Source organism: Miltoncostaea oceani, assembly GCF_018141545.1.
Lineage (GTDB): Bacteria > Actinomycetota > Thermoleophilia > Miltoncostaeales > Miltoncostaeaceae > Miltoncostaea > Miltoncostaea oceani.
In genome coordinates, this window is record NZ_CP064357.1 from 490,995 (window position 1) to 508,303 (window position 17,309).

Here is a 17,309-nt window from a genome sequence, read left to right on the forward strand (position 1 = left end):
CTGTGAGCAGCCGGCGACGGGGGCACCTGCTGGTGATCGACGACCGCGCCGAGGCGCGCGAGGCGATCCGCGAGGTCACCCGGAGGGCCGGCTACGAGGTCACAGCAGTGGCCGACGGACGCGAGGGGCTGCGCCAGCTCTTCCAATCCACCGTCGACCTGGTGCTCCTTGATCTCGTGATGCCCGACATGACGGGCTGGGACCTGATCTCGGCGATTCGCGACATCACCGAGGTTCCGATCATCGTCGTCAGTGGACGGGATACCGAGCTGGACCGGGTGCGTGTCCTCAACGCCGGCGCCAACGACTTCCTCGCCAAGCCCTTCGGCAATCAGGAGCTGCTCGCACGGATCGCCGCCCGTCTGCGTGATCGCCGGGCTCACGTCGAGCAGCTCGAGCAGGTGTATGAGGATCGCTGCATCAGGATTGACTTCTCTCTCCGGGAGGTGCGGGTCCGCGGCAGTGAAGTGCTGCTGACCCGCCTGGAGTTCAAGCTGCTCGTCGCCTTGGTCCTCAGTAGGAGCCGGACACTCGGCCACGACGACCTTCTGCGAAGCGTCTGGGGGGAGTCGGAGGGATCCTCGACCACCCACGTGAAGACCTACATCGGCTACCTGCGTCGCAAGCTGGACGGCGTCGAGCCGGGCCTCGGAACCCGCCTGATCCTTACCGTCAGGGGCTTTGGCTACCGCTTTCAGCCGTGCGCGTCCGCCGACAGTCCCGCGGACTAAGCGGAAGCTCGAACCGCACACGCGCGCCCGGCTCCCCGGGACGGACCACGGACACCGATCCGCCGTGCTCACGCGCGACGAGCTCCGCAACGGCCAATCCGATCCCGAACTGACCGGAGGGCCCGTGCGCCCTGAAGGGCTCGAACATCTCGTTGGGATCCGCAGGGAATCCCGGCCCCTCGTCCCGCACCTCGACCCGGGCGTTCCCCTCGTGCCGGCTCACGAGCACCGACACCCTCCCGCCCTTGCCGGAGTGTCGGACCGCGTTCTCGATCAGGTTCGAGAGAAGCTGTGAGAGTCGGACGACGTTTCCGACCACTTCGATCGCCGTATCCCCATCGACGTCGATCTCGACCCCCTCGCGCGAGGCCAGCACCCGGATCTCCTCGACCTGCCGCGCGAGCAGGCGACTCATGCAGACGAACCGGGTCTGGCCCGCAATCGCTGCGGCGCCCCCCGCGTCCCAGGAGCGGCCGGTGAAGCTCTCGACCACTGAAGCAAGTCGGCGCTGGGCGATGAGCGCCGACTTGATCCAACGCCCCTGCTCCTCGCTCAGTGTCTCGGCCTGCTCGTCCATCAGCTCGAGGTAGCTCAGCGTAACGGCACACGGGTTCTTCAACTCATGCAAGAGAACGCGTATCTCGTCGTCGCGTGCACGCCGTTGCCAGAGGAAGCGGCCGGCGGCGCAAGAGGCCCCCGCCGTTGTCAGCAATAACAGACCGATGAGAGACGAATCTCTCTGGGGGTGTCGGATGAATCCGCGCAGGGGCGACATACTGGTGACGTGTCTCCGGTGAGTCCCCGGCCGGCGCGGTTCGGCTGGGGAGGTTGTCAGGTTCAGAGTCCTCGTCGTGCCTGCGTCCGGTGCCCAGGATCGCCCGGGCGATGAACGCTCCTTAGAGCAAACTACCTATCGCTCCCGGCTCCAGAAGTGGAAGCAACAGCGGGCGGGAGCGTAGCAGCGTGCCTGGCATTGTGACGCCCCCGGGGTTCCCGATCACCCGGCGCACAGACATACACAGTAAGGGCGTCCGGACTCACGCCGCCAGGATGGCGGCGGTGAGAGCGAACATCGACTCCTGACCCTCCTTCTCCTCGTCGCTGATGGCCTCGGTGAGCCCGGAGATCGCCAGTCCGATCTCCGTCTCCCGCGCGTCGATGCCGCGGTGGACATCGAGGACGGCGAGCGCGGTCATGGCTCGCGGGATCAGGACCGCAGCGACGCGCTCCTCGATGGTCCCGGCGAGGATCGGGATGATGACCTGGAGGCGGTCGGCGGACGAACCGAAGCGCGCGGCGCGGCCGATCCGCTGGATCAGCTGACGCGGCACCCACGGCAGGTCGTAGTTGATGACCACCGAGGCGCGCTGGAGGTTCAGGCCCTCGCGACCGGCCCCGGTCAGGATCAGGCAGTCGAGGTCGCCGCGCATGAAGGCGGCCTTGTCGGCCTCACGCTCACGCTCGGTGTCAGAGCCGGAGTAGGTGCCGCAGCGCACGCCCGCCTCGCGAAGGCCGGATGCCAGCGAGTCGCAGACACCCGAGAAGTCCGTGAACATGAGGACGGCCTCGCCGTTGCCGACCTGATCGACGATCAGGTTGATGATCTCGCGGCGCTTGGTACCGCCGGTCTTGACGGCGGGGTCGATCAGGCCGGCGTTGTCGAGCAGCGCCGCCCCGGCCGAGGATGAGTTCTTGACGGCCTGCGGGTCGCAGCAGGCGGCGCGGGCAAGGGTGACACCGCCGAGGACGGCACCGCGCGCGGCGCGGAGTTCGCTCTTGGCGATCTCGAAGTCGGGGCTGTCCGGGTCGAGGGAGCCTGCGGCCTCGACGGCGGCGACCAGGCGGTCATACATCGCGCGAAGCTCGTGCCGGGCTCCCTCAGCGAGCGCCTTCTCGGCGGGCTCGGGGTCCAGCAGAAGCGTCTGCGTGGTGATGGCGGGAAGCTGGTCGGCGATCTCAGAGCGGTCGCGGCGGAAGATGAACGGCCCGAGGGCGTCCCACATGGAGGCGACCGAGGCGGGCTCGGTTGCCACGAAGCGGCGCGAGAGGCGACGCTCGCCGTGGAACATCTCCTGCTCGTTGCGCGCCCAGGCACCGATGATCCCGAGGTCGTCCAGGCTCTTGTCGATCGGGGTGCCGGTCATCGCCACGGCCACCGAGGCGTGGTCGCGGATACGCCAGAGGGCCTTCGTGCGGCCGCTGCCGACTGAGTTCAGGATCGCTGCCTCATCGCAGCCGAGGTCGTCCCACTGACGCGCGCAGAGGGCGTCGGTGTTGCGGCGAGCGGCGTCGTAGCTGCAAATCGCGAGCAGCGGCTCGATGCCGGCCTCCTGCTCCGCGCGGGCGAGCGAGACCTCCAGATCGCCGGAGCGCAGCACCAGGACGCGGGCCTCGGGGAAGAACTTCTCGGCCTCCTGGCCCCACTGGCTGAGGACCGGCTTCGGCACGACGCACAGGCCGCGCCACTGAGGGATCGCAAGCCCCTTCTCGCGCCAGGCGGCGAGGCTCATGACGGTCTTGCCGGTGCCCGGCGCGCAGCCGTTGACGACGCCGATCGTCGTCGCCAGGTGGCGACCGACCATCTCCTGCTGGAAGGGGCGCAGCGCCTCGGGCAGCGTCTCGCAAGCCACCGGAGAGGCGACCTGGACCCGGGTGATGTCGGAGACGCGCGGGTCGAGGGCGACGAGCGCCGTCTCGTCCTGGCCGAGCGAGGCGAGCGTCTCGACCACGGCACCGGCGCCGACGACGCGGCTGTCGACCAGGGCACCGCTGCTGTTGTGCTGCGAGCCGAGGACCAGGCGCGCCATGCCCGGGGAGCCCGGGACGGCCATCGCGACGGCCACCCGACGCACGTTGCGCTTGATCGAGGGGAGGACCTTCTTCGGGTCGATGATGCGGAGGCCCTCGGCCTCAGCGGCCATGACCTGACGCAGCGCCACGTCGGCGCTCACGAGCATCGGGTCGGAGACCTCGCTCGGGCGCATCAGGTGCATGTTGGTCAGGCTGACGCCCTCGATCTCATCGAAGGCCCAGGTCCGCTTCTTGCCGGCGGAGTGGGCCGTGCAGATCCGGAAGAACAGTCGGCCCTTGGTCTCGCTCAGGTAGATCGCGCAGCGACGGAACGCGCCGGTCCCGTGGTTGCGCTGCGCGTTGAAGATGGCCCAGGTGTTGCCCGTGAAGGCGGCGGCACCGGCCGGGGTCTGCGTGACGATGTAGGAGACCTGGGACCCCATGTTGTGCGCGCGCTCGTCGCCGATCCCGTCGCGCTCGTTGCGCTCAGCGCGCTCAGCGGGGTAGAGCGTGATCGTCGGGATCGCCTCGATCACGGCCGCGAGCGGCCGGGGGCTGGCCTTCTCGCCGACGTTGACCGAGAAGCTGCGGCGGCCGACGGGCACGGCACCGACAGTCACCATCACCGCCTCGAACAGCGGGTCGACGACCGGGGTGATCTCGAAGGCCTGCTGGTCGAGGTAGTGCGCCGGGTTGCGAGCGTCGAAGCGGCCGGTCGGCGTGATCGACAGGGCCAGCGGCTGCAGGTCGCGCATCGCGTCGACGCCCTTGGCCTTGATGGCCTCGTCGATCAGCGCCCGGTGCGACTTGGTGACCTTCGCGGAACGTGCCATCTGTGTCTCTCCCCCGCCTTCGCTGTCGTCTCGAATCTCCGGCCCGACCCGCGGCCACAGGTTCAATGTCCGACATCGCACGGCGAGTGCATCTCGTATCGCCCGTGAATCTCAGCGCGCCCGTCTCTCGCGCGCGCACGAGGCGGACGCGCTCACTGGAAGGCGAGAGGCCAGCGGCCGCTGACGGCGGTCCTGGCAGTACTGATGGGTGGAGATCCACCTCGAGGAACGAAGGCTGCCTGGCCTCCGGGGGAACGGGCGGGCGCCCTCTCACACTCGCGATGTGCTCAGCGTTCGACTGGCCGGTGTCAGTGTGCGCTTCCACGACACGGTGCCTGACGCCGTCCTTCTCGAGGGCTTGGGCGCGCTTCTCCTGGGTCTGCCGGAGGTGCTTCGAGCGGCGCCTCGAAGCCTCAACTTCCTCCGCTGCCCCCATCGCAACCGACCCTCCGGCGCCCCCGCCGCGCTGGGGGGCTTCCGCTCACAGGCCTGGTACGACTACCGCGGTGGTGCCTGGTTCAAGGTGGGCGCGCGGATGCACCTTGTGGAGCTCGATGAGAACCAGCTCGAGCACGAACTCGCGCACGCCGCCGGAGGGCACACGGGCGGCCCGCCGGCCGGTCGTCGGGCCGCATGGACCCGCGCCCGCGCGGACGACGCCAGGATGCCGGGGGCCCCGGTCTGCCCCGGGCGGAGCCCCTACGCGGTGAGCATTCTCCTCACCGGAGGACCGTGGATCACCGACTACGCCGAGCGCCTCGGAGAGCATGAGGACTGGGCCGATGCCGTGGCGCTGTATCGCTGGGAGCAGCGCCATGCGCGCCCGGTCACCGCGGGTGCCTCGTTCGGTGAGCTCTGGCCCGCCCGCGCCGCCCTTCTGCGCTCCTGGCTGGGCGCCCCGGCCCTCCCGGCCCGCTTTCCTTCCAACGAGTGCCTCCGGCAGGATTCGAACCTGCGACCCACCGCTTAGAAGGCGGTCGCTCTATCCCCTGAGCTACGGAGGCGCGGGGCGCGCCGGCAGATCGCGGCGCCGGGCTGCAGCGCCTCAGCACCGTCATACGCTGTCTGTGAGACACCGCGCGTCTCTCGTGCCCAGATCCCAGGAAAGGAGAGGACCCGCGCGCGGACCGCTTCCCTACTTCCCCGCGAGCGCCTTGGCGATCGTCGCGTGCACGGCTTGGTCAAGAGAAGAGACGACGCCCGGGTCGACCTCGCCGTTGAGTCTGGCGATCGGGCAGACGATGTAGCCCTGGGCGAGGCTTCCGATGATCCGCGATCCCGCGGGGCCGTGGGTCCAGTGGTGCAGCGCGGTGTAGGCGCACACGTAGGCGTCGATCTCATCCTCGGCGCGGTCGAGGTCGGCGCCGCTCGTTGCCGTCTCGATGGCGGCCCTCAGCTCATCCCAGCATGGTCCAGCCACCTGGAGCGGCGGCGAGGCGCCGGCGAGGCCTTCGATCAGATCCATCAGCACCGCGAACGCCTGGCGGCGCGACTCGACCGTGCGGCCGGCCGAAGACTTGTACTTGAGTGTTTTCGGGAGGTCGAAGAGGACGACCTGGGCCGGGTGGGGATAGACCTCGATCGCCCGCCGCACGAGATCACCAGGGGCGATGTCAGGGTCCATGTCGAGGCCGAGAGCCGCGGCGAGGTGGGCGCCCCGCGGACCGTTCACGAACGAAGGGAGCCCGCTGTTGGCGCTGTGCGCTCCGGCCTCTCTGGACGACATCCACCTGCTGATGACCGACTCGCAGAACCGGCGCTTGGATGCGTTCGGGACGATCAACGGCGCGTCGATCCCGACCAGGCAGGGCCCTTGGGTCAGGGGGCTGAGCCACTCGAGGATCTGATCGTCGGTCTTCAGTTGAGCCGAGTCCACCACCTGGCCGTTCACGACCGCGCAGACACCCGTCCCCGCGTTCTGCCCCCAGGCCAGGTCGACGCCGATGAAGGTCATGGCCGACGATGCGGCTGAGTGCGCGACCGGGGTGGGAGCAACGGGTGCGAGGGTGGCCACGGGGAGATCGAGATCCCCGGCCCAGCCGGGCGCCTCGTCATCGGGGCCGTCCGGGCCCGCGAGTGGCGGCTCGGCGGCGAGATCTGTCCAATCGCCGCGGTGGCTCTCGGGGATCAGGCCGTCGTCGCCGACCGGGATGCCGTCGGCGCGCAGCCGCTCGATCCAGTGCTGACGCCCTGAGCCGAGCGAGCTGATGAAGACCTCCCCGAGACGCCAGTCGTTGGGGACGAAGTGGCTCGCGCAGGCGAACGACGGGTTGCCGCGCGCCGCCTGCGCGATCGCCTGCCCGCCCCGCCGATGTCCGTAGACCGCCATGGAGAGGTCCCCATAGCGGTACACGAGGCCGAACCGGCCCCGGGCCGCCGCGGCGACGATGTCATCGGGACCTGGCACTGAGGGGCATCCTAGTGCCCCTCGAGCGTCCCCGGCAGGATTTGAACCTGCGGCCTCCGGTTTCGTAGACCGGCGCTCTATCCACTGAGCTACGGAGACAAGGATGGATCAGGGGGCTCCACCGTGCGAGCGCGCCAGCGGTGGAGCAGGAGAGATCTAGGAACATTTCTTGGAACTCACGGTGCGCAGCCGGCTGGCGGCGAACCCGCGTCCTTCCGCGTAGAAGCGCCGCAGAACCGCACATCCATCGTGTTCTTGGTGAGGCGATGCCGAGGGGGCCTATCCCGCGGCCTTCCTCTAGGTGAGTTCCAAGAACTCCGAGATCCCCTCCGCCACAGGCTTCTGGGGAGACTCGGCGAGGGGCCCACTAGAATTGCATGACGGGTGAACGCGGATCCACGGCATCCCGGTGAGAGGGCTCACGAGCTCTCGCGCGTCGGCCGCCGGCCCGACATTTGTCGCTCACCTGGTTGAGCGCGCACCCGCGAGACCCGGCTCCGTTGCGTCCCGGGCCTGCCACAGGCGATTGCACAGCTCGACCGGGGCGGAGTTCTTAGAAGTAGCGTCTGGAAACAAGCTGATGCGCCCGGCAGGATTCGAACCTGCGACTTCCGGCTCCGGAGGCCGGCGCTCTATCCACTGAGCTACGGACGCGCGAACTCGCAGGCATCAGCCTACGAGGTGTGAGTGAGCGCCCCTGGCAGGAATCGGACCTGCGACCTCCGGCTCCGCAAGCCGGCGCTCTATCCACTGAGCTACAGGGGCATGCATCGTGCAAGCGACCCCCTCCTTGTCGGAGGGCATCTGAGTGATCGGAACGCCCGGGCTCGAACCGGGGGCCCCCGCCTCCCAAAGGCGGTGCGCTACCAACTGCGCCACGTTCCGTCGTGAGTGAGTGAGACCGCCTAGCGGCGGGCCAGCCGGAGGGTGGCGCAGGAGGCCGCGGGGCCCGGGGCGCCGGCGACGACCCGGGTGCTGACGCAGAAGCGCAGGGTGCGCCCGGCGGCCAGGCGGCGGGGGACCTTCCAGGTGACGGTGTACTGCAGGTCGGCGCGCGCGGGGCCGGCGGCGGTGCGGAGCCGGGCGATCACGCGGCCGCCGGAGCGGATGACGATCTGCTCGCGGGTGGTCTCGCCGCGGCCGAGGAGGCGGTAGCGGAGGCGGGCGACGGTGCCGGGGCGGGCGCGGCCGGCCAGGGCGCGGACCCGCGGGGCGGCGCGGACGGCGGCGGGGGCCGCGACGGCGGCGACGGGTGCGGCGGTCGCCGTGTCGATCCAGTCGGCGACGGCGGCGACGCGGGTGTAGACGCCGGGCCGTCCGGCGCGGCCGCAGCCGACGCCCCAGCTCGTCACGCCGATCAGCAGGCCGGTGCCGTCGCGGAGCGGGCCGCCGCTGTCGCCGGAGCAGGTGTCGACGCCGCCCTCGGGGCGGCCGGCGCAGAGGGCGAGGCGGGCGCTGTAGGCGCTGCCGAGGTAGCGGGCGCAGCGGGAGGTGCCGAAGACCGTGACGGGGGCGGAGAGCAGCGACGTGGAGCCGATGGTGTCGGTCTCGGAGCGGGCGCCCCAGCCGGCGATCTCCCCGGCGCGGTCCACGTCGGCGGCGTCCTGGCCGGCGCGGGCGAAGGCGGCCACCGGGGCCGAGCTCGGCGTGGCGAGGATCAGCACCGCCGCGTCGGCCCCGTCGCCGGGGGCGCGGTAGGTGGGGTGCACGCGGATCGCGGCGACCGCGATGCGCTCCCCGGCGCCGGCGAGGTCGGTGGCGCCGGCGATCACGTCGATCTCGGCGGGTGCGAGGGCCAGTCCGTCGGTGACCACGCAGTGGGCGGCGGTGAGGACGGCGGTCGGGCCGATGAGGGTGCCGCCGCAGACGGCGCCGGCGGCGGACGGGGTGCCGGCGGGCACCAGCGCGACGATCGACGGCCAGACCCCCGCGGGGGCGATCGTGCCGCCGACGATCATGGAGTCCACGCGGTCCTCGCCGGCGGCCGGGGCGGCGACCGCGCCACCCGCGAAGAGGAGGGCGAGGCCGGCGGCGACAGCGGCGGCGCGGGGCATGTGGTTCCTCGGCATGCCCCCAACATCCGACGCCTCAGGTCAGCCGACGCGGCCGGGGAGAGAAACCTTTAGAAACCTGCACCTGCGCGCCCCTCGCGGCGCACCGCGTTCCTTCCAACTGATCGGGATGGCCGGACTCGAACCGGCGACCTCTCGTCCCCCAGACGAGCGCGCTACCAACTGCGCCACACCCCGCTGTGGGGGGCCGGTGGAGGCGCCCCCCGAAGCGGCGGGAGCTCCAGGCTCCCGCCGGTCCTGCCACCGCTCATCGCAAGGCGGTGAGTCGGGATGGGCGGATTCGAACCGCCGGCCTCTCCCTCCCGAAGGGAGCGCGCTACCAGGCTGCGCTACATCCCGCCGCGGGGACCCTGGGGTCCCCCACTGGCCGTCGCGGGCGCGCTCCCCACGGCCTCTAGCCCCGCCTGCCTGCCGCGAGCGGTGGATGACCAGATTCGATCGGCCCTGACCTCGTCGAGCTGCGTTCCGAGCAGGCGTTCGGGGCGCCGGCCCTTGGTGCCCGCCGTCTTGGACCCTCGGTGAGAGACACGGCGGGGTGACACGGGTGGAAGACTCCGGGAGGGATCGAACCTCCGACCTTTGAGTTATGAACCCAACGCTCTACCGACTGAGCTACGGAGCCACTGGGGGAGGACGCGATCGACGCCTTCTCCACATGTGTGAGTGTGTGAGCGGTCCTGGAGGGAGTCGAACCCCCGACGGTTCGCTTTAGGAAAGCGACGCTCTATCCACTGAGCTACAGGACCAACGATGCTGCGGGTGGGTGTCATATCCGGCCTTCACGAGACGGCGGGATCGTGTGAGTCGGAGGGCCGCGATTCGAGAGTCGCCCGCCGGCGACCGGTTGCGCCATACCATCGCCGGATGGCCTTCCCCGCTGACACGCTCCTGATCTGCTCCGCCCATCGGCGCTCGCGTTGATCTCCCGGATGCCCGGCGCAGTCCGTCGTGCCGGACGTGATGAACGACTGGCGATCGTCGATCACCTCGATGAGCTGCGCCGGCGCCTGATCATCAGCGCCCTCGTTCTCGTCGGAGCCTTCGCCGCGGCCTACGGATTCCGGGACCAGCTGCTCGAGCTCCTGGAGGCTCCCCTCCCGCAGGAGTTCCGGGACAGCGGCCTGATCACCCTGTCGCCTACCGAGCCGTTCTTCACGACGCTGAAGGTCTGCTTCTGGGCCGCGATCATCGCCTCGGCGCCGGTCTGGCTCTACCAGCTCTACGCCTTCGTGATCCCGGCGCTCCACGAGCAGTCGCGGCGCTCGATGCTGCTCGTCGTCGCCGGCGCCTCGTCGCTGTTCCTGGTGGGAGTCGCCTTCGGCTACTACCTCGTCCTGCCGGTCGCGCTCGAGTTCCTGCTGAACTTCGGTGGAGACAGCTTCCAGACCGAGGTCCGGGCCGGCGAGTACTTCGGCTTCGTGACCACGATGATGCTCGGCACCGGCCTGATGTTCGAGGTCCCGGTCGCGATGCTCGCGATGGCGCGGATCGGCGTGGTCTCCGCAGAGCTCTTCGTCCGCCACTGGAGGATCGCACTCGTGCTGATCGCGGCCTTCGCTGCGATCCTCCCGGGAGGCGACCCGTTCAGCATGGTGCTCCTGATGGCGCCCCAGATCCTGCTCTACGGCCTCGGCATCCTCCTCGCCAGGCGTTTCGGCCGCCCGCCGATCTGGCAGCGCGAGGACGAGGGCGACGAGGCTTGAGCGTGGGTGCGACCGTGGCCTGGGTCATGCGACGAAAGTCGGCTGCTCTACCAAGCTGAGCTATACCCCCTCGAGACGGTGATGGGGGCACCAGGCCTCGAACCTGGGACCATCCGATTACAAGCCTCGGCGGAGGACGACTCCGCGTCTTCGCCCGTCGGCACTGCTCTTCACTGAGCTACGAGGCTGGCCTGGGCACCGAGGTCGCGCGCCGCCGCCGCCGGGCGCCGCGCGTGATTTACTTCGGTGCCGACGAGAGTCGGCTGCTCTACCAGCTGAGCTATACCCCCTCGAAGTAAGTGAGTGGGGGCAGCAGGGATCGAACCTGCGACCTTCCGATTACACGTGATCGCGCCCCTCTCACACGAGGGCCGGCCGATCAAGGGGGCACCAGGAGTCGAACCTGACTCTTCCGGGCCCGTTGCCCGGCAGCTCTGCCAACTGAGCTATACCCCTACGAGCGGAGCGTGTTGCTCCGATGATGCGTTCCGCACTACAAACAAGGCTCCCCGGGCAGGATTCGAACCTGCGACCTTCGGAGTAACAATCCGCCGCTCTGCCGGCTGAGCTACCGGGGATCAGTGACGCTGGCAGGCAGCGTCGATGTCATTCACGAACATGAACCGAGAGGGTTTCGAACCCCCGACCTCCCGCACGTCACGCGGGCGCTCTCCCACTGAGCTACCGGTCCAGGAAAACGGGCCAGGCGCGGCCTCCTAGGTTCTGTCTGTGCCTCTCCCGTCCTCTCGGTTTGGAGCCCGCTGGCCGATCCACTCCCCTGCTCGCCTCAGCAGGATCAATGTGGACGCGGCGGCTTTCTCCCTACGGGGGGCCTCTCTTCAGGTGCTTCGGGTCTGTCTCAGGAGGTCTGGCTCTCTTTCGGTGGGGGTTCGAGGTTGTTTCAGGGCAACAAAAAGGGCGGCCATTTGGCCGCCCCGGTGGTTCCTCTGGAGATCGTCCTCGAGCTAGCTCGAGAGGAACTCCTGTCGGAATCCGGGGCAGGCGGGGGCGACCGGCCGCTTGGAGCGGACGGGCATGGGTCGCGGATTCCTTCTGTCACCGGTGGAGGTCATCGCCAAGAACGTAGCACCTCCGTCAAGGCTTGCATGCGAACTCGTTGGAATAGGTCTCACACGAGCTCGAGACAGGGGCGGCGGACGTTGGCGCCGTCACCGACGTGATCGCTCTTCGTGTCTGGGTTTACACGGGCCACGACCGTCGCCGTTCACCTCGGTTGTCCGGCGACCGTGTCAGCGGAGAAACGGCTATGCCCGAGGCCTCGCTGCCTAGCGTCGCCCTGTCCAACAACCAAGGAGACACCGTGGCACCTCTTGGAATCATCCTGATCATCATCGGAGCCGTGCTGCGCTTCGGCCTGACGACCGCGGTGGAGGGCGCTCGCCTGGATGTGATCGGGCTGATCCTGATGATCGCCGGCGTCGTCGCCCTCATGGCGGGCGTGCTCACGAGCGAGCGGTTCTCGCGCACGAAGACCCGGGAGCGCACCGAGGAGGGTCCGAACGGCAGCGAGCGGGTCACCGAGACCAAGCGCGGCCTCTGAGGTCCGGGCGGGGCTGACTCAGTTCCCGTCGTCAGACTGAGGGGCGACCGAGCATGATGCTCGGCCGCCCCTCAGTCGTTCTCGTACCCGAACGGTCGGGGCAGGCGAGGCCAGCTCCGAGTCCGCCCGCCCGCCGCCCCTGAGCTCTACCGGAAGATGACCCTCGCCCGCGAGATCCCGAGCGGGCGCCCCTTCGCTGTGAAGCGCATCTCGAGGATGTAGCGGCCGGTGGCGACCCGCGCCGGACGTCGGTAGGTGATCGAGACGGTCCGCGGCCCGGAGGCGCTCACTCGGCCGATCCCGATCGACCGTCCCTTCCCGACAAGACGCAGCTGCAGGCGCCCGGCGGTGGGCAGGCGGACCCTGGTGGTCAAGAGCCGGGCCCGGGTCCTGACCCGGAGGGCCTTCGCCTTGATCGGCTTCTTCGCCACGACACGCTGGGTCGGTCCGGTGAACTGCGCCGAGAGAATCCGCAGGCGCCACCGCGTGACCGCCGGCAGAGTCCCTGATGACGCCGCCAGGTGAACCAGGGCAGTACCCGAGGCCGGGACCTCGAAGTCCACGATCCCCGTCACATCGGCGTTGACGAAGTTGTTGTTGTTGATGCGCTGATCGCTGTCGTCTCGGACACTGACGTTCGTCGTCCCGACGATGGACGAGAGCTCGAACGACGCTTTCGTTCCGGGAGCGAGCTTGAAGTAGAGGATGTCGGTGTCGTTGCTGGTCTCGAAGCCGCCCTCATAGACGGTCGCGGCGGCCAGGGGTCCGAACGCCTGCGCGGGGATGTCGTTGGGCTCTGGAGTGGCCACGCCAGGGAACGCCGGAAGCGGGGTCGGGTCCAGGGCGTCGGTCGGACCCCCGGTCGGGTCGGTGATCGTGACCCTGTAGGCGCAGCCCGGCGTTTCGTTATCGCCCCCGTTCACCCTCAACTGGTAGAGCTGACTCGGACCGCCGAAAACGCCTGGCGTCGTAATGGTCTCCGAGTCCGAGGTCACTCCCGGGTAGGTCTCACCGGTGGAGATCAGATTACCCTCGATACGTTCTGAGAGGCGAAACCTGACCGAGCGGAACCCTCCGGTGGTGCAGCTAGGGCCCGGGTTGGTGACCTCGTAGTTGATCCTCACCTGGCGCTGGGGACGTAGCTGGAGGAGGAAGAGGTCGACGTCTTCCGAGACCTGGATCGCGCCCGTCAGGCCCTCGGGCCCGACCGGACCGACTGCCTGGAAGGCGTTGTCGTTCGGCTCTACCTCCGCGGTCGGCGCCCCGGTCGCGATCGCCGGCGCCAGCGCGATCATCCCGGCTCCGATCCCGAGTGCGGCGAGGTGTCGCCACCCCCGCCTCATCGCGGGTCGCCGAGGGCTCGAGAGCATCGTCATCATCTCACCGGTCTCATCGTCGTTGGCTGCAACCCAGGCAGCTCGATCGGAAGGAGCGCGCAGATACTCCTATCTCGCGGGGACGGAATCTACTCGCCGGATGGGGAGTATCAGGTGGCCGGCCAAGACCGGATTCACCTCTCCCCTGATCGACGTCGTCCACGGATCAGCCCACATGACAGGTCGAGGGGGATGCGCCGGCCCGCCGCGCCTGGTGGGAGCGCGACTCACCGCGGCGGGATCGCGCTCATCACGGGAGGAATCCCGCCAGAGCGGGGGCTCGGAACGACCTCGGCGAGATCGTATGGGACATCCGCTCGCACACGCGAGGTCGCATCTACCTTCACATGATGGCGAGGGGAAGACGAGCCACTGACAGCGTCGCCTCGTTGAGAGCCGGGGCCGCCTTTCCAGCGCCTCGTCAAGAGATGTTCGAATCGGTGCTGTGCGTCCAGATCCAGAGCCTCGCCGACCTCTTGGTGGAGCAGCTGGGCCTGCCGGGCCGGATCGTCGTCAGCCATCCGGGCTGGCTCGATCAGCTCGTCGCCGACCGCCGGCTCCAGCGCGCGGAGGATCCCGCCCTGGCCCCGGTGACCATCACCTGGATGGCGGCCTACGCCCTTGAGGCCCTCCTGCCTGTCGACCGGCGCCCGGACCTGCTCCCGCTGCTCGCGATGATGGCCGATGAGCACCGCGCGGGCCTTGAGGGAGAGGAGCATGAGCACCATCGCCGGTGCCTCGCCCAGGTGCTCGAGATCCAGGCGGACCCGCGCCTGCTGGGTGCGCGCGCTCGGGAGGACTTCGAGATGGACGAGGGCTCGGGCCGTCTCGGTGCGCTCGTCGGGTCATGGCTCGATGAAGCCATTGCCTCCGGCGATGACCAGAGCGCCCGCCGGATCGGGGCGACCTTCTGGCGGATGTGGGGGCACCCGGAGCGCGCCGCGTCCATCAGCACGATGAGGGCAAGGGACCTCGACCGGCTGCGCCTCTACCTGCGCGCCAGCGACTATCTCGACGACGGTCTCGGGACCTCGGTGTCCTGCCTGCGCCGCATCGGAGATCTGCGGGAGGCAGAGCTGGACCGGCTCTGCCTGAATCGGCTCGCCGGCGACCGGCACGCGCGCGCCATGGCCGAGGCTCCTGGCCTTGCCATGTCGATGACGCAGCTGGGGGTGGCGAAGACCGAGGCCGACTGGGAGCAGCTGATCACCCACATGATCCGCTACCCGGAGCTCTTTCGCGCAAGCAGCCCCGGCGCGCCCGAGGGTGACTGCCTGAGCGTCAAGGTCAGCCCGGCCGCTCTCGACCGCGTCCGGCGACGTTTCGCCGGCCACCGGCTCGACGGGAAGCTGCTCCTGATCACCGAGCCCGCGAGCGAGCAGGAGGCCGCGCCGCTCTCGCTCTGCCTCGCCTACCGGATGGAGGGACATCACGGGGGTCGGGCGCACGCGCTGCAGGCGGTCTGTGAGATCGGAACCGCCGGCCGCGACGATGATCTCGAGGACGCCCTCGTCCCCCACCTGCCCGACGCGGATGAGCGGGCGGCGGTGCTGGCGTCCCGGGTCGACCTGACCCGACGGCTGGAGTGCCGTGACCGCGGGCCTCTGCGCTGCGCGGATCCGGTCTCCTCCCTGCCGGACTTCCGGATCGAGGACACCTGCTCTCACCGGCACGCCACCATGGAGCCACTCGCGGACATGTCGGGTCTGCGGGTCCACTGCCCTTCCTGCCGGCGCCCGCAGATGGCCGTGGTTCCCGCTCACCGGCTCCCGAACGATCCCTCTCACCCCCACTACGACCTCCGCTCGAGGGCTCTCGACTCGCCGCGAGCTCTCGCGGCGTACATCAGGGGCGAGCGGGCGGCGGCTCTGATCCTCGGACTGACCCCTCCGGGAGAAGAGCTCGAGGACCAGGAGGCCCTGCGCTTCCTGATCCGGCGCGACGGGATCAGCTCCCAGTCGAGCGCCGACCACCTGGCCAGCGCCGCGGCCCCGGCGCCCAAGCGCCGAGAGATCTCCGTGTCAGAGCTCATCCGCGCGGGCCGGCGCACACTTCGCACGGCGTGAGGGCTGATCCGCCCACTATGGGCGGCGTGATGGATGAGACCCCGCCCTCCCGCGAGCGCGACCCGAGGATCGACAGGTTCGTCGAGATCTGGATCTACGCGCTGTTGCTTGCCCTTCTGATGGCCTTCGGCCTGGCCGAATGGCTCGAAAACACGAGCGAGAACGGCGCGCTGATCATCCCGCGGGTCGGGCTCGGGATGCTGATCGCCCTCCCGGTGGTGCTGGTCCTCGGCCTGCGCCACATCGCCCGCAGGCCCCGAGAAGCCGAAGACGGCGACGAGGGCTCGGCGTGACGCGGCCCCGGATCACGATCGTCACCGACGGCGCCTGCTCGGGCAACGGCACCGCGCGCGCCCGCGGAGGCTGGGCGGCCATCCTCGTCGGGCCGGACGGACGCACCAAGGAGCTCTCGGGGGCCGAGGCTCCGACCACGAACAACCGCATGGAACTGCGCGGGGTGATCGAGGGACTGCGCGCCCTGAAGGCCGGCTGGCCCGGCGAGATCCAGACCGACTCCGCGTACGTCGCGGACGCCATCACCAAGGGCTGGATGGCCGGCTGGAAGCGCCGCGGCTGGAAGAAGTCCTCGGGTGAGCAGATCAAGAACGAAGATCTCTGGATGCTCCTGGACGAGCAACTCACCGCGCATCCGGATCTGGTCATCACCTGGGTCCGCGGCCACAACGGACATCCGATGAACGAGCGCGCGGATCGCCTCGCCGTCGAGGCCGCCGCGCACGGGCCCCGGTAGTTCTGACCATCGCCGGATGCCAGTCCTAGACTCGGTCCACGATGTCACGAGGACGCGCGACCAGGACCGGAAGAACGGGCAAGAGCCTAGCTGACGCACCGCTTCCCGTGGTCGACGCCCGGCATCTCACGGCCCAGGAGCTCTCGGATCTCGACAGCGAGTCCTTCGCGGGTCAGACCCTCACTCTCCACCGCTCGGCGATCCGCTTCGTCGTCGGCGATCGCCTTCCCGCCTACTCACCTCTCGGCCTCGACGTGATGGAGGACTGGGATGAGGTGAGCACAGGAACCTCCGGGGGCGCCGGAGAGGACTCCCCTCCCGGCTCCTGGGCCCTTCGGACCGACTTCACCGCCGGGGTCGGCGCCGTCGCCCTCTTGAGCGAGGGCGACATCCACTCCTACTGCTCCTGCGGGCGCCTGCCATGCGGCCACGAAATCGTAACGAGCCAGCTCGCGCTCGCCCTGGCGACCACCGGCTGGACAGGTCAGCCCGCGCTTGCCGCCCTGGTCCAGGACTCGATGGACGACAAGCAGCGGCGCATGGACCTCCTAGCCGAGGTCTGCGATCACCTCGCTCGCCCGCTGGGGCGCAGCGACAGGTCAATCATGCTCGGCTCCCCCATCGCCCGACGTCGTGCCTCGCCGATCCTCGGTCGGCCGCTCGTCAGCCCGACAAGCACCCGCCTCACCATGGCCCAGGTGATCGCCCGCGGGCGCCGCTGACACGTCTATCACCGGTAGCTGAGATCTCAGCGCCGCCGGCGAGGCGCCGCATACCTTCGTGTTCCGAGCGTTCTATTCCGCCGAGACCACGAGAGGCAACCGGATGTCAACCAGCAAGAACTTCGACCTGAAGGCCGCAACGCGATCGCGGACGATCACCCGCCGCAGCGGCGTGCGCGACCAGCACGAGCAGATGCTGGCGAACCACGACCAGCACTGCGGCCACCTGCGCGTCGCCGGCCGCCCGGTCAGCCGGGTCGAGCTCTACCGCAAGTCCGCCCCGGCCGTCTGAGCGAC

The 17,309-nt window shown here is 69.5% G+C and carries 13 protein-coding genes and 12 tRNA genes; 8 read left to right on the forward strand and 17 right to left on the reverse strand.

Features of this window, described 5'->3' with window-relative positions; genetic code table 11:
- The first annotated feature begins 32 nt into the window (after positions 1-32).
- Positions 33-731: a response regulator transcription factor gene (locus tag IU369_RS21350; protein ID WP_217924474.1), complete on the forward strand. Its 699-nt coding sequence runs from the start codon at positions 33-35 to the stop codon at positions 729-731.
- Here the strand turns inward: IU369_RS21350 and IU369_RS21355 are convergent.
- The 13 genes from IU369_RS21355 to IU369_RS21415 all read right to left on the reverse strand — a co-directional run bounded on the left by IU369_RS21355 (position 673) and on the right by IU369_RS21415 (position 9,579).
- Positions 673-1,506: a sensor histidine kinase gene (locus IU369_RS21355; protein WP_343233263.1), complete on the reverse strand. Its 834-nt coding sequence runs from the start codon at positions 1,504-1,506 to the stop codon at positions 673-675. The two genes, IU369_RS21350 and IU369_RS21355, sit on opposite strands and share 59 nt — an antisense overlap.
- A 262-nt stretch (positions 1,507-1,768) precedes the next feature.
- Positions 1,769-4,354 carry a DEAD/DEAH box helicase gene (locus IU369_RS21360; RefSeq protein WP_217924476.1) on the reverse strand — a complete coding sequence of 862 codons (2,586 nt, stop codon included), beginning with the start codon at positions 4,352-4,354 and terminating at the stop codon, positions 1,769-1,771.
- Positions 4,355-5,285: 931 nt separating this feature from the next.
- Positions 5,286-5,358: transfer RNA gene (locus IU369_RS21365), tRNA-Arg, on the reverse strand.
- Between the two features lie 131 nt (positions 5,359-5,489).
- Positions 5,490-6,761 carry a DUF429 domain-containing protein gene (locus IU369_RS21370; protein ID WP_217924477.1) on the reverse strand — a complete coding sequence of 424 codons (1,272 nt, stop codon included), beginning with the start codon at positions 6,759-6,761 and terminating at the stop codon, positions 5,490-5,492.
- A gap of 26 nt (positions 6,762-6,787) precedes the next feature.
- Positions 6,788-6,860: transfer RNA gene (locus tag IU369_RS21375), tRNA-Arg, on the reverse strand.
- Between the two features lie 482 nt (positions 6,861-7,342).
- A tRNA-Arg gene (locus tag IU369_RS21380) sits at positions 7,343-7,415 on the reverse strand.
- Positions 7,416-7,453: 38 nt separating this feature from the next.
- Positions 7,454-7,526, reverse strand: a tRNA-Arg gene (locus IU369_RS21385).
- A 47-nt stretch (positions 7,527-7,573) separates the two neighbouring features.
- A tRNA-Pro gene (locus IU369_RS21390) sits at positions 7,574-7,646 on the reverse strand.
- 20 nt (positions 7,647-7,666) lie between these two features.
- A complete protein-coding gene (locus IU369_RS21395) occupies positions 7,667-8,830 on the reverse strand; it encodes a S1 family peptidase (protein WP_217924478.1) in 1,164 nt (387 codons plus the stop codon).
- A 107-nt stretch (positions 8,831-8,937) separates the two neighbouring features.
- A tRNA-Pro gene (locus IU369_RS21400) sits at positions 8,938-9,010 on the reverse strand.
- Positions 9,011-9,098: 88 nt separating this feature from the next.
- Positions 9,099-9,172 (reverse strand) — tRNA-Pro (locus tag IU369_RS21405).
- Positions 9,173-9,382: 210 nt separating this feature from the next.
- Positions 9,383-9,455 (reverse strand) — tRNA-Met (locus IU369_RS21410).
- A 50-nt stretch (positions 9,456-9,505) separates the two neighbouring features.
- Positions 9,506-9,579: transfer RNA gene (locus IU369_RS21415), tRNA-Arg, on the reverse strand.
- A 183-nt stretch (positions 9,580-9,762) separates the two neighbouring features.
- Here IU369_RS21415 and tatC point away from each other — a divergent pair.
- Entirely contained in the window at positions 9,763-10,536 is a 774-nt protein-coding gene (tatC, locus tag IU369_RS21420) for a twin-arginine translocase subunit TatC (protein WP_217924479.1), read from the forward strand.
- A 382-nt stretch (positions 10,537-10,918) separates the two neighbouring features.
- Here the strand turns inward: tatC and IU369_RS21425 are convergent.
- The 3 genes from IU369_RS21425 to IU369_RS21435 form a co-directional block, all read right to left on the reverse strand.
- Positions 10,919-10,991: transfer RNA gene (locus IU369_RS21425), tRNA-Arg, on the reverse strand.
- 50 nt (positions 10,992-11,041) lie between these two features.
- Positions 11,042-11,114: transfer RNA gene (locus IU369_RS21430), tRNA-Asn, on the reverse strand.
- 41 nt (positions 11,115-11,155) lie between these two features.
- A tRNA-Val gene (locus IU369_RS21435) sits at positions 11,156-11,227 on the reverse strand.
- Between the two features lie 630 nt (positions 11,228-11,857).
- Between IU369_RS21435 and IU369_RS21440 the strand changes: the two genes are divergently transcribed.
- Positions 11,858-12,097 (forward strand): DUF6458 family protein, encoded by a 240-nt coding sequence (locus IU369_RS21440; RefSeq protein WP_217924480.1) that lies wholly within the window; start codon positions 11,858-11,860, stop codon positions 12,095-12,097.
- A gap of 146 nt (positions 12,098-12,243) precedes the next feature.
- On the opposite strand, the gene IU369_RS21445 is transcribed toward IU369_RS21440, so the two are convergent.
- Entirely contained in the window at positions 12,244-13,392 is a 1,149-nt protein-coding gene (locus IU369_RS21445; RefSeq protein ID WP_217924481.1) for a hypothetical protein, read from the reverse strand.
- Between the two features lie 509 nt (positions 13,393-13,901).
- Here IU369_RS21445 and IU369_RS21450 point away from each other — a divergent pair.
- The 5 genes from IU369_RS21450 (at position 13,902) to IU369_RS21465 (ending at position 17,304) form a co-directional block, all read left to right on the forward strand.
- Entirely contained in the window at positions 13,902-15,539 is a 1,638-nt protein-coding gene (locus tag IU369_RS21450; RefSeq protein WP_217924482.1) for a hypothetical protein, read from the forward strand.
- Positions 15,540-15,568: 29 nt separating this feature from the next.
- Positions 15,569-15,832: a hypothetical protein gene (locus IU369_RS23465; RefSeq protein ID WP_246551598.1), complete on the forward strand. Its 264-nt coding sequence runs from the start codon at positions 15,569-15,571 to the stop codon at positions 15,830-15,832.
- Entirely contained in the window at positions 15,829-16,290 is a 462-nt protein-coding gene (locus IU369_RS21455) for a ribonuclease H family protein (RefSeq protein WP_246551601.1), read from the forward strand. The genes IU369_RS23465 and IU369_RS21455 overlap by 4 nt, the downstream gene beginning before the upstream one ends.
- A gap of 107 nt (positions 16,291-16,397) precedes the next feature.
- Positions 16,398-17,012: a hypothetical protein gene (locus IU369_RS21460; RefSeq protein WP_217924484.1), complete on the forward strand. Its 615-nt coding sequence runs from the start codon at positions 16,398-16,400 to the stop codon at positions 17,010-17,012.
- Positions 17,013-17,115: 103 nt separating this feature from the next.
- Complete coding sequence (locus IU369_RS21465; protein WP_217924485.1) at positions 17,116-17,304, forward strand: hypothetical protein; 189 nt, start codon at positions 17,116-17,118, stop codon at positions 17,302-17,304.
- The last annotated feature ends 5 nt before the right edge of the window (positions 17,305-17,309 follow it).

Coding starts and splice junctions, on each gene's coding strand:
- IU369_RS21355 (WP_343233263.1), bottom strand. CDS start 1,506: ATGTCGCCCCTGCGCGGATTCATCCGACACCCCCAGAGAGATTCGTCT.
- IU369_RS21360 (WP_217924476.1), bottom strand. CDS start 4,354: ATGGCACGTTCCGCGAAGGTCACCAAGTCGCACCGGGCGCTGATCGAC.
- IU369_RS21395 (WP_217924478.1), bottom strand. CDS start 8,830: ATGCCGAGGAACCACATGCCCCGCGCCGCCGCTGTCGCCGCCGGCCTC.
- tatC (WP_217924479.1), top strand. CDS start 9,763: ATGCCCGGCGCAGTCCGTCGTGCCGGACGTGATGAACGACTGGCGATC.
- IU369_RS21445 (WP_217924481.1), bottom strand. CDS start 13,392: ATGATCGCGCTGGCGCCGGCGATCGCGACCGGGGCGCCGACCGCGGAG.
- IU369_RS21450 (WP_217924482.1), top strand. CDS start 13,902: ATGTTCGAATCGGTGCTGTGCGTCCAGATCCAGAGCCTCGCCGACCTC.
- IU369_RS23465 (WP_246551598.1), top strand. CDS start 15,569: ATGGATGAGACCCCGCCCTCCCGCGAGCGCGACCCGAGGATCGACAGG.
- IU369_RS21465 (WP_217924485.1), top strand. CDS start 17,116: ATGTCAACCAGCAAGAACTTCGACCTGAAGGCCGCAACGCGATCGCGG.